The organism is Pseudomonas sp. 05T35, from assembly GCF_056396605.1.
Map to the genome: position 1 here is coordinate 1 of NZ_JBFTLU010000775.1, position 1,047 is coordinate 1,047.

Below are 1,047 nucleotides of genomic sequence, written 5' to 3' on the forward strand. Positions count from 1 at the left end.
CGCTCCCACAAGGGTTTTGTGAACACTGGAGATCCACTGTGGGAGCGAGCCTGCTCGCGATGAGGCCATCCGTCACACCGGAGACTTCACAACAGCCGGGCTAGTACGCATTGCGCACAACCCGTAATACATCAGCCCGCCAAGGGCCGAGCCGGTGAACCAGCCGTAGCTGTAGAACCAGCTGAAGGCATCGCTGCCCAGCGACAGCAAGGTCAACACCACCGGCACACCGAAGGCGATGAAGCCATTCCAGTTCCACGCCGGGTACACGTCGTCGCGGTACAGGCCAGCCAGGTCCAGTTGTTGTTTCTTGATCAGGAAATAGTCCACCACCATGATCCCGGCGATCGGCCCGAGCAGGCTCGAATAACCGAGTAACCAGTTGGAATAGACCGTTTCCAGGCTGACATTGGAGACAATCAGCCCAAGCTTCTTCAGCAGTTCGTGGCCCATCAGCGCCAGCCCCACCAGACCAGTCAACATCACCGCCTTGGTGCGGTTGATGAGTTTAGGCGCAAGGTTCTGGAAGTCGTTGGTCGGCGAAACGATGTTGGCGGCCGTGTTGGTCGACAGCGTCGCAATAATGATCAGCGCCATGGCGAACGCCACCCACACCGGGCTCTGGATATGCCCGATCAGGCTGACTGGATCAGACACGGTCACACCCACCAGTTTCGCCGACGCGGCAGTCATCACCACCCCGAGCGAGGCGAACAGGAACATGGTCAGCGGCAAACCGAAAATCTGCCCGAGGATCTGGTCTTTCTGGCTTTTGGCATAGCGGCTGAAGTCCGGGATGTTCAGCGACAAGGTCGCCCAGAACCCGACCATCGCGGTCAGCCCGGCCAGGAAGTAACCGGTTACGCTGGCGCCTTCAGGACGTTTCGGTGGCTGGGCCAGCAACTCGGTCAGCGACACATTCGGCACGGCCCAGACCAGCAGGCCCAGCCCCACCGCCACCAGCAGCGGTGCCGAGAGTGTTTCCAGCCATTTGATCGACTCGGCCCCCCGCAGCACCACCCACAGGTTCAGTGTCCAGAACATCAT

1 protein-coding gene is annotated in these 1,047 nt (G+C 60.3%); it reads right to left on the reverse strand.

Annotated features, from left to right (window positions below; translation table 11 throughout):
• Positions 1 to 72: 72 nt before the first annotated feature.
• On the reverse strand, positions 73 to 1,047 hold a 975-nt coding region (locus AC1DH9_RS29735; protein ID WP_477809403.1), incomplete at its 5' end, for a cytosine permease.